10 protein-coding genes and 1 pseudogene are annotated in these 13,718 nt (G+C 72.2%); 6 read left to right on the top strand and 5 right to left on the bottom strand.

Annotated features, from left to right (window positions below; genetic code table 11):
* Nucleotides 1-141: 141 nt before the first annotated feature.
* The 3 genes from D7X12_RS30930 to cmk are packed head-to-tail and all read left to right on the top strand — an operon-like array spanning nucleotide 142 to nucleotide 2,898.
* Nucleotides 142-1,110, top strand: coding sequence for an acetyl-CoA carboxylase carboxyltransferase subunit alpha (locus D7X12_RS30930; protein WP_120628843.1), 969 nt, complete (start codon nucleotides 142-144; stop codon nucleotides 1,108-1,110).
* A gap of 7 nt (nucleotides 1,111-1,117) precedes the next feature.
* Nucleotides 1,118-2,209: a histidinol-phosphate transaminase gene (gene hisC, locus D7X12_RS30925; RefSeq protein ID WP_120628842.1), complete on the top strand. Its 1,092-nt coding sequence runs from the start codon at nucleotides 1,118-1,120 to the stop codon at nucleotides 2,207-2,209.
* Nucleotides 2,206-2,898 (top strand): (d)CMP kinase, encoded by a 693-nt coding sequence (gene cmk, locus D7X12_RS30920; protein ID WP_120628841.1) that lies wholly within the window; start codon nucleotides 2,206-2,208, stop codon nucleotides 2,896-2,898. The genes hisC and cmk overlap by 4 nt, the downstream gene beginning before the upstream one ends.
* Nucleotides 2,899-2,924: 26 nt before the next feature.
* Here the strand turns inward: cmk and D7X12_RS30915 are convergent, their stop codons facing one another.
* Nucleotides 2,925-5,060, bottom strand: a complete 2,136-nt coding sequence (locus tag D7X12_RS30915; RefSeq protein ID WP_120628840.1) for a lytic transglycosylase domain-containing protein — start codon at nucleotides 5,058-5,060, stop codon at nucleotides 2,925-2,927.
* Between the two features lie 296 nt (nucleotides 5,061-5,356).
* Here D7X12_RS30915 and D7X12_RS30910 point away from each other — a divergent pair, with 296 nt between their 5' ends.
* Nucleotides 5,357-5,590 (top strand): hypothetical protein, encoded by a 234-nt coding sequence (locus D7X12_RS30910; RefSeq protein WP_014396719.1) that lies wholly within the window; start codon nucleotides 5,357-5,359, stop codon nucleotides 5,588-5,590.
* Nucleotides 5,591-5,680: 90 nt separating this feature from the next.
* Here the strand turns inward: D7X12_RS30910 and D7X12_RS30905 are convergent, their stop codons facing one another.
* Entirely contained in the window at nucleotides 5,681-7,288 is a 1,608-nt protein-coding gene (locus D7X12_RS30905; protein WP_120628839.1) for a CAP domain-containing protein, read from the bottom strand.
* Nucleotides 7,285-7,584: a DciA family protein gene (locus D7X12_RS30900; protein WP_120628838.1), complete on the bottom strand. Its 300-nt coding sequence runs from the start codon at nucleotides 7,582-7,584 to the stop codon at nucleotides 7,285-7,287. The genes D7X12_RS30905 and D7X12_RS30900 overlap by 4 nt, the downstream gene beginning before the upstream one ends.
* Nucleotides 7,585-7,759: 175 nt before the next feature.
* On the opposite strand from D7X12_RS30900, the gene D7X12_RS30895 reads away from it, so the two are divergent.
* On the top strand, nucleotides 7,760-10,351 hold the full coding sequence (locus D7X12_RS30895; RefSeq protein ID WP_147443852.1) for a carboxypeptidase regulatory-like domain-containing protein: 2,592 nt from the start codon (nucleotides 7,760-7,762) through the stop codon (nucleotides 10,349-10,351).
* A gap of 97 nt (nucleotides 10,352-10,448) precedes the next feature.
* Nucleotides 10,449-11,327: a GGDEF domain-containing protein gene (locus tag D7X12_RS30890; RefSeq protein ID WP_120628836.1), complete on the top strand. Its 879-nt coding sequence runs from the start codon at nucleotides 10,449-10,451 to the stop codon at nucleotides 11,325-11,327.
* A 21-nt stretch (nucleotides 11,328-11,348) separates the two neighbouring features.
* Here D7X12_RS30890 and D7X12_RS30885 read toward each other — a convergent pair whose 3' ends face one another.
* Both D7X12_RS30885 and D7X12_RS30880 read right to left on the bottom strand, forming a co-directional pair.
* Nucleotides 11,349-13,454, bottom strand: a complete 2,106-nt coding sequence (locus tag D7X12_RS30885) for a lysophospholipid acyltransferase family protein (protein ID WP_120628835.1) — start codon at nucleotides 13,452-13,454, stop codon at nucleotides 11,349-11,351.
* Nucleotides 13,451-13,718 (bottom strand): annotated as a pseudogene (locus D7X12_RS30880) (UDP-glucose 4-epimerase); the annotation flags it as partial. The pseudogene D7X12_RS30880 and the gene D7X12_RS30885, both read right to left, overlap by 4 nt.

Here is a 13,718-nt window from a genome sequence, read left to right as displayed (position 1 = left end):
CAGTGTCAGGGCCAGCAGGGACAGGGCGAGGACCATGTCGCTCCAGACGGGGGTGGAGGGTGGGAGATTCCAGGAGCTTTCCGGGGGGTGCGTAACCGGTTGCGCGTTGAAAGGCCGCAACCCTGGTGCTAGTTCCGCGCCATGGCAACCGGCATTGGCTACGCGCTCGACTTCGAGCGCCCGCTCATCGAGCTGGAGAAGAAGATCGAGGAGCTGAAGGTCCTCTCCACCAGCGGCACGGTGGACTTCTCTTCGGAGATCTCCAAACTGGAGAAGAAGGCGAAGAAGCTCCAGACGGAGATCTTCAGCGACCTGACGCGCTGGCAGATGGTGCAGCTGTCGCGCCACAGCTCGCGACCGTTCTTCCTGGACTACGTCCAGCACCTCTTCACGGACTTCTTCGAGATGTGCGGCGACCGCCACTTCGGCGAGGACCCGTCCATCGTCGGCGGCTTCGCGCGCTTCGACGGCAAGACGGTGATGCTCATCGGCCACCAGAAGGGGCGCAACACCCGCGAGAACATGGCGCGCAACTTCGGCATGCCGCGCCCGGAGGGCTACCGCAAGGCGCGCCGGCTGATGGAGCTGGCGGAGCGGATGGAGAAGCCCATCCTCACCTTCGTGGACACGCCGGGCGCGTACCCGGGCATCGGCGCGGAGGAGCGCGGGCAGGCGGAGGCCATCGCCGTCAACCTGGAGGTGATGAGCCGGCTGCGCGTGCCCATCATCTCCACGGTGATTGGCGAGGGCGGCTCCGGCGGCGCGCTGGCCATTGGCGTGGGCAACCGCGTGCTGATGTTCCAGAACAGCGTCTATTCCGTCATCACGCCGGAAGGCTGCGCCTCCATCCTCTTCCGCGACGCCAGCAAGGCGGACAAGGCGGCGGACGCGATGCGCCCCACCGCGCCGGACCTCCTGGAGATGAAGATCATCGACGAGGTCATCCCCGAGCCTCCCGGCGGCGCGCACCGCGACCCGGCCAAGGCGGCGGAGGCCCTGGGCAAGACGCTGCGCAAGCACCTGGGGCAGCTGGCGGAGCTGTCGCCCGACGAGCTGGTGCTCGACCGCTACAAGAAGTTCCGCGCCTACGGCGTCTTCTCCGGCAAATAGAGTCCCCATGCGACCGCTCGTTCCTCCCCATGTCGAGACGCTGAAGGCCTACGTTCCAGGCAAGCCCATCGAGGAGACCGAGCGGGAGTACGGCCTCACGGGGGTCATCAAGCTCGCGTCCAACGAGAACCCGCTGGGCCCGTCGCCGCGCGCGGTGGAGGCCATGAAGCAGGCCGCCGCGTCGGTGCACCTGTACCCGGACGCGACGAGCTTCCACCTGGTGCGCAAGCTCGCCGCGCACCTGGGCGTGAAGCCGGAGGAGGTCGTCCTCGGCAGCGGATCCAACGAGCTCATCGAGCTGCTCATCCGCACGTTCACCACGCCGGAGGAGGAGATCCTCCTCTGCCAGGGCTCGTTCCCGGCGTACCGCATCTCCGCGCAGGCCCATGGCCGGCCCTTCGTGGAGGTGCCCATGCGCGAGGGCTTCCGCTACGACCTCGTGGCCATGGCCCGCGCCGTCACGCCGCGCACGCGGATGGTGTTCCTGGCCAACCCGGACAACCCCACGGGGACGACGTTCGGGCGCAAGGACCTGGAGACGTTCCTGGCGGCGGTGCCGAAGGACGTGCTCGTCGTCCACGACGAGGCCTACGCGGAGTTCGTGGACTGGCCCGACTACGCGAGCGCGGTGGAGCTGTTCCACGCGCACCCGAACCTCGTGGCGCTGCGCACCTTCAGCAAGATCCACGGGCTCGCCGGCATCCGGCTGGGGAGCGCGGTGATGGACGCGAAGCTCGCGGGCTATGTGCACCGCACGCGCATGCCCTTCAACCTCACGGTGGTGGCGCAGGCGGCCGGCATGGCGGCGCTGGATGACACGGAGCACGTGCGCCGCACGCGGGAGAACAACCAGGCGGGGCTGCGCTACTACGAGCGCGAGCTGCCGAAGCTGGGCGTCACGCTGTCGGAGAGCCACGCGAACTTCGTCTTCGTGGACTGCCACCGCCCCGCGGGCGCGGTGTACGAACAGCTGCTGCGCCGGGGCGTCATCGTCCGGCCCATGGCGGGCAACGGCCATCCCACCTGCCTGCGCATCTCCGTGGGAACGCCCTCCGAGAACGAGCGGTGCGTCGAAGCGCTGAAGGAGATCCTGTCATGAGCCCGCGTCCGTTCATCGTCGCCATCGACGGGCCGGCGGGGGCCGGGAAGTCCTCCGTGTCCAAGCTGCTCGCGCGCAGGCTGGGGTTCGCGCTGGTGGACACCGGCGCCATCTACCGCTGCGTGGCGCTGATGGCCACGCGCGAGGGCATCGCGTTCGATGACGACGTGAAGCTGGGCGAATTGCTCGGGCGCGTGCGCATCCACTTCCAGGTGGTGGGCGAGGAGAACCACGTCCTCTTGAGCGGCGAGGACGTGTCCGGGGAGATCCGCACGCCGGCCATCTCCATGGGCGCCTCGCAGGTGTCGGGCCGGCCGGTGGTGCGCGCGGGGTTGCTCGCGTTGCAGCGCAGGCTCGCGCTGGAGGCGCAGGCGGGCGCCATCCTGGAGGGGCGCGACATCGGCACGGTGGTGTTCCCGGACGCGGACGCGAAGTTCTTCCTCGCGGCGGATCCGGAGGTGCGCGCCCGCCGCCGCTTCGAGGAGCTGTTCCAGAAGGGCGTGGACAGCAGCCTGGAGGCCGTCCTCACGGACCAGACGCAGCGGGACACCGCCGACTCCGCGCGCACCGTGGCGCCCCTGAAGGCCGCTGACGACGCGGTGCACGTGGACTCCAGCAGCATGCCCCTCTCCGACGTCGTGCGGACGCTGGAGCAGGAGATCGACCGGCGCAGGGCCCAGCGCGGCTGACGCCACGCGGGCCCGCGTCGTTGACGTCAGAAGGTGACGCCGTCCGCGGAGGGCGCGGGCACCGTCATCGCCAGCCGGGCCTGCGCGCCGTCCTTCTCGTAGAAGCGGTGGTAGAGGTACAGGTCCGCGAGCACCTGCTTCACGTAGCCGCGCGTCTCCTTGTACGGAATGGACTCGACGAAGAGGTCCAACGGGAGGCTGCCGCGCTCGTTCGTCCAGCGCACCGCCGCCTTGGGCCCCGCGTTGTAGGCCGCCGCCGCGAGCGCCGGGTGGGCGAAGCGCTTCATGAGCTGCGCCAGGTACCACGCGCCGTAGCGGATGTTGCGCTCCGGGGCGAAGAGGTCCGCGGGCGCGGGCGCGGGCTCCGCCATCTTCGTCGCAATCTCCGTGGCCGTGGGCGGGATGATCTGCATCAGCCCCCGCGCGTCCGCCGCGCTCATGACCTCCGGGCGGAAGGCGCTCTCCCGCCGCATGATGGCCCACACGAGGAACGGATCCAGCGACTGCCGCGTGGCCTCCGCCTCCACCGCCTTGGCGAAGGCCCGGGGATAGAACGCCGCCAGCGCATCCGGCGCCTTCGCTCCGAAGGCCCGGCCCCAGAGGTGGCGCGCCGCCACGCCGTGCGCGTGGCCGAACTCGCCCAGCTGCAGCAGCGCGTGCGCGAAGGGCAGGGCCTGGTCCGCCGTACGCAGCCCCGACACGCGCGACTGCACCTCGTCCGCCGCGTCGCGGAAGAGGCCCGTGCGCGTCAACGCCACCGCCAGCTCCAGCTCCGGGGGGCGGGGCAGGGTGAGCTGCTTCGGAGGCTGCGGGAAGGCCGCGGGCGGGCTGCGCCCCAATTCGAGCAGTCGCTCCGTGGCGAGCAGCGCGTAGAACGACGCGGGCGCGGAGGCGATGACCGCCTCGTAGGCCGGGCCCACCGCGTCCTTCTTGCCGCCGCTCAACTCGTCGGCGCGCGCCATCCAGTAGCGGGCCTGCGGCGCGAGGCTCGTCTTCGGGTACGCCGTCACCAGCGCGTCCAGGGCCTGACGCGCCTGCGGGTACTGCTCCAGCCGGAGGTGCGCCAGGGCGCGGTACCACATGGCCTCGTCGCGGCGGCGCGAGCTCTTGTAGCGCTTCTCGTAGTCCGCGAAGGCCTTCGCCGACGCCTCGAAGCGGCCTCCCTGCATGTCCAGCCAGGCGGCGAAGAACGCGCCTTCCTCGCCCGCGGCCTGGGACGGGTAGGCCTTGTCCAGCGCCACCATCAGCGCGCGCGCCTTCACGTTGTCATCCGAGCGCAGCGCGCGGCGCGCCACCACCAGCGCGGCCTCCGCGGCGATGGCCGGCGGGCCCTTGCGTGCCACCGCGAGCGCCTTCTCCGCCTCGTCGGGCTTGCCGCGCGCGAAGAGCACCTGGGCCCGCAGCAGCGCCACCTGCGCCTGGGCGGGGGCGCCCTTCACCAGCGACCGCTTCTCCGCTGACTCCAGCTCCTCCTGCGCCCGGCCCGGCGCGCCGTCCGAGAGGAAGCCCCGGGCGCGCTGGAGGTGTTCGGGGAGGGTCAGCTTCACCGCGGGCTTCAGCGCGGCCAGCCGCTCCAGGGCCTCGTCCGCGTAGGGGTGGGTGGGGAAGCGCAGCGCCACCGTCTTCAGGTCTGCGCGCAGGCCCGCGGCGTTGCCGGTGGCCGCGCGGGTCGTCGCGCGCTGGAAGAGCAGCTCCGCGGTGGGCTGCGCCGCCGCCGCGGACTCCAGCACCGGGGCCGCGTCCTTGGGGCGGTGGGCCTCCAGCAGGGCCTCGCCCAGGCGGGCCCGGGCGCGCACGGCGAGGGCTGGGGAGGCCTTCTCCAGCGCCTTCTCGAAGTCCTTCGCCGCGCCGTCGGGGTCGCCCGCGTAGAAGCGCGCCTGCCCCAGGTAGAAGGCGTGGAAGGCCTCCAGGGGCGGCGGAGCCGCGTGGCGGGCGAGCAGGTCCCGGGCGAGGGCGGCGTCACCGTCGGAGAGGACGAGGGTGCCGGCGAGCAGGCCCAGGCGGCCCGCGTCGGGGCACTTCGCCGCCTCACATGCGGAAAGTTCCGCCCGGGCGAGCGCCGCGGCATTGGGGCGATGCAGACGGACGGCTTCCAGGGTCGCTGGGGACTGACCCAGCGCCACCCCCGTCACCCAACCCGCCACCCAGCCGGTCCAACTCATGGAATCTTCCTTTCACTTCGCGGCCTTGCGGCATCCGAACGAGAGGTTTGCAGCCGACATTCCCCAACAGGTGGGTTGGGGTCGGTTTGACAGTCGGCCCGACAAGTCCTAGATCCCGCGCCCACGGGCTGGTCCCACGGGGTGTCGGCCCGTTGCGCAATCCGGTGGGAATCCTTACGTTGCGCCGCCGTTGAGCGCTACTCCGGACCGTCGTCGTTCCAGACGCACCTGTCGTCGTCGGTAGCACTGCTCGTTCACAGACCTCGGGGGGGGAAACAGCTCATAGGGGAGGCTCCATGAAGCCGTGTCCATCCGATCTGCCGCAGACCATCAATCCCGAAGCCGGCCCCAAGCGGGCAGGCGTCGAGACGCATCGAAACCTGAACTGCAATCACTACGACAACTGTCTGGATGAAGCTGTGCGTCGCGGTTGGCAGTCCTTCACCTGCATGAAGTGCCCGATGTACGCCAACCTCGCGCCTCCGCAGATGGGGCTCGAGGCGTACGCGACCCAGCGTCGTCCCGTCTAGCGTCATGACGGGCGCGGTCCCCTGTCGGGACCGCGTGATGCTGTCTTCCGGCCACGTCCTTTGCTCCGGGCGTGGTCGGCGTCCGCGTGCTCAGCGGACCGCGGCGTAGATGACGGCCACCCAGTACTGGCCCTGTCCGAAGCGCTTGGAGTTGCCCCGCACCAGCCCCACGCCCACCCGGGTGTTGGTGGCGCTGGCGAGGCTGCGTGACTCGGGGATGGCGCCCGGGTCTCCCACGACGAAGAAGTCCACCGACGCGGCGCCCGCGTCGGGCAGCATCGAGAACACCCGCTCGTGCAGGGGTGATGACTCACCCTCTCCGGCCGAAGGCTCGTCTTGCGCGAGCGCGCGGCGGGCGTGGTCGCGCGCCAACCGCTCCAGCGCTTCGCTGCGCACCAGCGGCGGCAGCCTGTGCGTGGCGCGGTGCCGCGACAGGGCCTCATACGCATCCGACAGCGGATCCGCGGGGAGCGCCGCGCCGGGGGAGGCCGCGGTGAAGACCTCCGTGACGATCGCCTGGTCACGTCCAGCCAGCTTCTGGAAGGCCACGCCCACGCCCATGAAGCGGAACGCGGGGTCCATCAGGTTCTTGCGGTGGCCGGGGCTGTGCTCGATGCCGAAGTGCGCGGCGAGCGGCCCCGCCGCCTGGCCCAGGTTCTCACCGGCGCGGATGTAGCGCGTGCCCTCCGGCAGCCGGCGGGTGAGGGTGGAGCCGTCCGGCGCGATGTGGCCGAAGAAGCCCTCGGAGGCCATGCGCGTGCTGTAGCGCAGCGACATGTCCTCCAGCGTCGGATCCGGCGCGAGCTCCGGCAGGCGGTGCGCGCGGCGCAGGGCGTTGATGCGCTCGTAGACCGCGGCGCGGGCCTCTTCGAGCGTGGTGGGCTCGCGGGTCGCCTCGCGCTCGCCGCGCTCCGAGCGCGCCCCCACCTGCACGAGGAACAGCGACGTCACCTCGGGCCCCGCGCTCCCCGTGGCCACCACCTCCACCGTGTAGCCGCCGGGGCGCGTGAAGGGCAGTCGGGCGCAGAAGCCGGACGTGCCTGCTGGCGCGCGGGTGAGTGGGACGCCGTCCACCTCGCCATCCGGGCGGGTGATGAAGACCTGGGGACTGCGCAGCGGCGACACCAGCCGCCCGCAGACCATGCGCTCCTTGTCCTTGGGGGGCAGCGTGCGGGGGAAGGGGAGGATCTCCGCCTTGCGGTCCGCGAGCAGCAGCACCAGCGCGGCCCGCTCGCCGAGGAAGGCCACGCCCACGCCGAAGTGGCTCGCGCGCTCCTCGTTGAAGTCCGCGCGGGCGAGGAAGGTTTCAATGGCGTGCGCGTGCACCCACGCGCGGATGACCAGTGCGCGCGGGGACGGATCCGCGGCGCCCGAGTCGCTGACGGCCTCGGTCAGCGTGAGCAGGTCGGGGGCGCCGGTGGCGTACTCATGGAGGGCTTCGCGCGCGAGCCGCCGGGCCGCGGTCTCCAGGGCCTTGTCGCTCGTGGGAGCGCGCCGGCCCACGCGCTCGAACTCGCGCGCGACGTGCACCCGGGCCCGGGACTCCTGGGACCCGGGCGTCTGGGGCGTGTAGCCCGGGGCTCCTGTCCCGGAGTCGGTGACGGAGGCCGCCGTCGGGGGCGGCGTCGCGGCGGCCGCGCTGGACGGCAGGGCCCACGCCGCGGCGAGCAGGACACCTCCCAGCGCACGTCCCCTCATCGCGACTCCAGCTGGAAGGCGAGGGCCGTCACGGTGCCCGGGCCCAGCCTCTCGTTGAGCCGCTCGCAGAGAGAGGCGGCCTCGCGGGTGAGGGCCTGGGCCCACTCGGCGCTCTCCACGGTGATGATGAGCGTCTTGCCTTCCAGTTGGTGCGGACGGCTGTGGCGCGCGATGTTCGCTCCGGCCGCCGCCACCCAGATGGGCATCAGCGACATGGCACGGCCCGACTCTCCGGCGAGGCGCGTCAGCACTCGGGGAAGGAGGCTCTCCAGGGTCTTGGGCTCACTGCGCGCCATCGTCGGGCGATTCTGGAACCCCTGGCGCCGGATTCCAACCGACACTTGCCTGCCCGCCCGTCGGATCTGCTCCCTCCGGTGTTTCCGGATGTGTGCATGCCGGGCGCTCGTCGGGTCGCGTCGCGGGCCTCCAGCCTGTAAGGTCCGGGCAAGGCCGGTCCCCCTCGGAGTTCCCATGCGTACAGTCCCCCTCCCGGCCCGGTGCCCCCCCGGCCTTGTCGTCGCATGCCTGTTCGCGTGCGTCCTGGGCTGCGGGAGCTACGACTCGGACGTGCCCGGCATCCTGGACGGCAGGGGGGATGAGGCGTGCACGGTGGATCAGGACTGCGCGGATCCGGCCCTGTTCTTCTGCAACACCGCCACGTCGCGCTGCGAAGCCTCGTGCCGGAGCGACGACGACTGTTCGGTGAAGCGCCGGGGGGAGCTGCACGCCATCCTCGGCTGTGAGTCCCTGGCGCTGGGCTGTCGCTGCGACGCGAGCCGCTGCGTCCCGGCGCTCTGCACCGGGGACGATGCCTGTGTTGCCGGCGAGGTGTGTCGCGATGGCGCCTGCGGCGCTCCTCCGTCGGCGTCCACCGTCGCGTCCTGCCACGTGGTGCCGGAGCGGCTCGTCGCGCCCGTGGGCACCACCGCGCGCTTCGAGGTCTGGGCGTCCGACGCCCGCGGGGAACCCATCGTCCTGCGCGAGGGCATCACCTGGAAGGCCATGACCGAGCAGGTGACGGGGGAGGGGACCGGCCCTGGCGCCACCTTCACGCTGGCCACGCCCGGCGCGGAGGCCGAAGCGGTGGAGGCCCGGGTGGGCATTGTCACCTGCCGCGCGAGCATCACCGTGCTGCCCCGCCATGTCGCCGCGGCGCAGGTGCGGGTGCTGGTGACGGACGCGCTCACGGGACATCCGGTCCAGGGCGCGTCGGTGCTGGTGTCGGACCTGTCGGGACACGCGACGGCCACCGGGGCGACGGACGCGGCGGGCGTGGTGGTGCTCGCCGCCCTGGGCGAGGTGGGGGTGTCCGTCTTCCACCCGGACTTCGGCTACGTCACCCTGGCCCACTACTCCACGCTGGGCACGCGCGACCTGCGGCTGCCGCTGCGCCGCAACCCGGCGGACCGCGAGGGTGGGGCGCGCGGCATGTTCGGCAACTTCGCGCCGATGGGCGCCGGTGACGCGCTGACGTTGGGTTTCATGGGGCTGTCGGTGCCGGGGCTCCTGTCGGATGCGGCTCCGGGCCAGGTGCTGGGGCCCGAGCGGCAGGTGGAGCTGGCCCTGGGCGGCATGACCCGCCCGTTCCAGGTGCCGGCCAACGTCTGGCTAAGCGGGTTGGACCTCCCGGCCCAGCCGTCCGTCACCGCGCCCGGCATCGCCGGGGTGTGTGACGCGAGCCTCGCGGAGGTGTCGGAGCCGGAGGAGGCGATGCGCTCGGGCGCCTGTGGCACCCGCACCGCGTGGGCCCTCACCGCGCAGGTCCAGACGGCGGAGCTGCCGGCCGGGATGATGGATCCGGGCACGGATCCGCTGCTGCTCCTGGCGCGCGCGCTGCCGCCGTCGTCGCGGTTCTCCTCCGCGCTCTCGCGCGACGTGCAGTTCACGCTGCGGCCTCCAGGCACGGACGAACCGTCTCCCAACAAGCTCACGCCGGTGGCGTATGACTTCCGGCAGGTGCCGCTGGCCTTCCCGTTCGCGGTGCGGGTGCCCGCGCTGCCCCGCTTCCGCGACAGCTACCTGGAGCGCACCCTGGTGCTGGGCACGGTGACCGCGCCCGGGCGGGGCATGGTGCCGCTGGGGCTGGGGGCCGCCGTCAACTCCAACCCGTCGGATCCGAACACGGACCTGCTGCCGGGCCTCACGGCGCCGGGGCTCGTGCGCGTGCGCATGGCTCCGGCCCACCACGGCCTGGAGGGCCAGCCCTACCGGTTGATCGCGCTCGCCTCGTCAGGCGCGCTGGGCGGGGACCTGCCCCCGGGCACCGCCACCAGCGCGGTGATGGCCCCCCTGCAGGCGCCCCGCTTCGATCCAGGCGGCACGCAGCCGGTGACGTTCCCCTCCGGCTTCCTCACCATCCCGGAAGGCGCCCGCTACAACCCCGACGTGGCCCCGTGGCACGGCCTGCTGCCCCGCGAATGGCGCCTGGACGCGCAGGTGCCGTTCGCGACCCTCGTGCGCGCGACCTTCACCAACGCGGCGGGGCGACGCTGGACGGTGTGGATGGACAGCCGCCGCGCCGCCCTGGGCGTGCGACTGCCCGTGCCCCCCGCCGGCTTCGAGGACCGCACCTTCCAGGGCGACGTCGCGGGCTCACGCGCGTCGCACTCCGTGGAGGCCCTGACCGTGATCACGGACGAGGGCGGCTTCATTGGCAGCGCCGCGCTGGCCGAGTCCGGCGGCATGGCGTCCGAGTCCCTCGCCAAGTCGACCCGCGCCGTGTCCGCGCTGCACCAGGGCCGGCCCCAGGTGTCGTGGGTCGAGCCGGCCGACGGCGCGTCACTGCCTCGCGGCGCCACCGTGCGCGTACGGGTGGACGGCTTCCGGGTGGGCTCCACCCTCGCCGACGAGGGCGGGGTGATGCTCGACCTCCGCGACGGCGGGCCCGGCTGCGATGACGTGCGCCTGCGCAGCGACGTGGCCACGAAGTCGGGCGAGGTGACGTTCGCACTGCCCGCCGCCTGCTCGGGCGCGAACGTCGTCTTGGTGGCTTCACTGGTGGACCTGCCAGGCCTGCCGCTGCGTCCGGCTGTGTCGGCCGCGCGCACCGTGCGGGTGCCCTGACGTGTTGGGGTGTCAGTGCTTCTGCGACCTGAAAGGGCCTTCGCTTCGGTCGTGAATTCGCTTTCGCGAATTGCGCGGTGATACGTTTGCCTACGCCATGGGCCAGAAGGAGACGGTCGTCACCGTCATCTCGAAGATCTCCGAGCGGCCCGTCAACCTGGACGCGGCGCTGGTGGTCATCTACGGCCTGGACCTGGGCCGCAAGTTCGATCTGACGCGGGAAGAGACGCTGATCGGCCGCTCGTCCAAGGCGGACATCCAGATTGATCAGGAGGCGGTGAGCCGCAACCACGCGCGGATCACCAACACGACCAAGGGTGTGCGCATCGAGGACCTGGGCTCCACCAACGGCACGTTCGTCAACGACGACGTGGCGCAGGGAGGCCGGTCGCTGCAGAACGGCGACCTGGTGAAGATTGGCCGCACCATCTTCAAGTTCATCGCGGGCGGCAACATCGAGGCGGCGTACCACGACGAGATCTACCGGCTGACCACGATGGACGGCCTGACGCAGATCTACAACCGCCGGTACTTCGACGAGCAGCTGGACCGCGAGGTCTCCCGCAGCCGCCGCTACGAGCGCACGCTGTCGCTGGTGATGCTGGACCTGGATCACTTCAAGGAGGTCAACGACACCTTCGGCCACCTCGCGGGTGACTCGGTGCTCAAGCAGCTGGCGTCCACGGTGCGCACGCGCATCCGCCGCGAGGACGTCTTCGCCCGCTACGGGGGCGAGGAGTTCGCGCTGCTCCTGCCGGAGATCTCCCTGGGCGGCGCGCGGCAGCTCGCGGAGAAGGTGCGCAAGCTGGTGGAGCGGCAGCGCTTCGAGTTCGACAAGCAGGTCATCCCCGTCACGCTGTCGTTGGGCGTGGCCACGCTGGCGCCGCACCACCGCGAGTCCACGGAGCTGGTGCGCGCCGCGGACGAGCGCCTCTTCGAGGCCAAGACCGAGGGGCGCAACCGCGTCTGCGGCTGACGCCCCCGAAGCGGGCGGCGTTCAGCCCGCGAACACGGAGCGGCGCTCGCGCAGCAGGGCCTGGAGCATGGCCTGGATGGACTCGCGGGTCCGTTCGGTGAGCCGCTGCACCTCGCCCAGGTCGTCCGCGGACTCCGGGGGCAGGCCCTCCATGGTCAGCGGTTCGCCGAAGCGGATGGTCCACTTGGCCGGCAACGGGCCCAGCGAGGTGAGCGGCAGGGACGGGAACCCGAGGAAGCCCCCGGGGATGCGGCCCAGCAGCGGGGATGTCTCCTCCGCGCCCACGATGGCCACGGGGACGATGGGCGCGCCGGTGCGCAGGGCCAGCTTCACGAAGCCGCCGCGCCCGAAGCGCTTGAGGCGGTAGCGCTCCGCGAACGGCTTGCTCGCGCCCTGGTAGCCTTCCGGGAAGACGACCAGCGGGCGGCGCTCGTCGAGCAGCCGCAGCGCGTTCTCCGGTGACGCGCGCACGGCGCCCAGGCGGTTGAAGAGGGTGCCCAGCATGGGCGCGTGGAAGACCTGGTCCTCCACGAGCCACCGCGGCTCGAGCAGATCAGGGCGCTCGCGCACGAGCACCTGCGACATCACGAGGCCGTCGTAGGGCAGGGCGCCGGAGTGGTTGGCGACGAGGATGGCCGCGCCGTGAGGCACCTGATCCACGCCCTCCACGGACACGCGCCAGTACTGCTCGTAGAGGAAGTCGAGCACGGGCTGGAGGTTCTCCACCAGCCCCGCGTCCTTGCCGTAGTCGTCCAGCCGGCTGCCGCCGCCGGTGCCCAGGCTGGTGCGCATGGCCTCCATCAGGCCGTGCATCGCGCCGACCGCGCGGCCCAGGCCCTCGCTCGCGAGCGCCTGTCCGGCGATCTCCTTCGCCAGCGAGAACATGCCCGCCGCGCGGCCCGCGAAGGTGGCGGGCGGGGTGGCTTCCTCGCGCCGGCTGTAGCCCGGCGCGTCCTGCTCCTGGCGCGACCGGTCGGCGTCCTCGCCGTCGATCACCAGGGACAGCGGCACGCGGCGGCTCGGCGGCAGCTCGTCGAAGGACTCGTCGGGCAGCTCCACCTCTGGCTCCACGTTGGTCGGGGCAGCGCCCGCGACGATGGAGACGGAGATGTGCACGCCGTCCTGCTCGCGCGCCTCCACGCCGTCGGGCAGGTCGTCACCCTCGTCGGCGGCCTGCTGCGCGGAGACGTCGCTCGGGTTGCGCTCCCAGGCGTCGGCGGTCCACACGTCCTCATCCTCCTCGTTGCCCAGGTCATGCGCATCACCGTCCTCGGCGATGGGCAGGGCGCGCTCGTCGGGGCGGGTGGCGTGGCGGTCCAGCACCTCGTCCACGGCGACGCCGGCGGTGGCCTCGGCGACCTGGGTAGCGATGGAGGTGGCGAGCTCGCGCTCCGGGGCGGTGCCGCGGCTGTCGTCCAGGACCTGTCGCACCGCGGATTCGGCCAGCTCGGCGACGAGTTCCGTCGCGAGGATGCGCTCGATGTCCCGGTTGCGGCCCGGAATGCCGGGGAGCAGCTCGTCCACCGCGGACCTCGCGGCGGCCTCCGCCGCATCCGCGGCCAGCGCCTCCGTCAGCGCGCGATCCACCCGGCGCTCCGCAGGCCGCGTGGAGTGGACCTCCTCCGCGAGCACCGGGGGCCGCGAGGGCGACGCGCCGCGAGGGATGGCCGGCTCCCGCAGCGGGACCGCCTCTTCGTCGGAATGCGCGTGTCCGGACGCAGTCCCGCGCGGTGCGCTGGCCTCGTGCGGGGCCGCGCGGGAGTCCTTCCCGTGCTTCGCGGCCGGTGCCGGCGTCTCATCGCGGGAGTTCCCACGCGACTCGAATTTGTGGACCTCGGCGGCGGGCGTCCGTGGCGGCGTCGCGGCCTGCTTCGCGTCCGGGCCCCGCCCCTTGCCGCCCTTCGGGGGCTTCGCACGTGGGGCGTCCTTCGCACCGCCCCTGGCATTGCCTCCCTTGCCCGGGGACTTCGCGGCCTTGCCCGTGCCGTCCTTCGCACCCTTGGCGGACTTCGACGCAGGGGCCGTCTTCTTCGCGGCCTTCGGTTCGGCGCTGGCCTCATGCGCATCCGCCGCGCGAGGCGCTGCGCCCCGCTGGAAGGGATCATTCCCGAGGACACCCTTGGTCATGACTGGCTCCTTCGGAGCGCCGCGGCGGCGTCCCTGACGTGGTGGAGGGGAACGAACCCCAGTGCGGACTCCGCGCGTTCTCCGTCCGCGACCCAGGAGTAATGCATGTAGTCGAGCAGGGCCACCGGCAACGTGCCAGCCCCCAGCACCCCCAACGCACGAAGTGCTCCACGAAACAACGGCCCGGGCAGGGGGAGCGGTTGTGCGCCCGCCTGGCGGATGAGCCCGGACAGGGGCAGCACCCCCCGCCCCACGATGTTGAAT

The organism is Corallococcus sicarius, from assembly GCF_003611735.1.
GTDB classification, from domain to species: domain Bacteria; phylum Myxococcota; class Myxococcia; order Myxococcales; family Myxococcaceae; genus Corallococcus; species Corallococcus sicarius.
The sequence above is the reverse complement of the archived record's forward strand: the minus strand, read 5'-3'. Positions and strand labels throughout refer to the sequence as shown.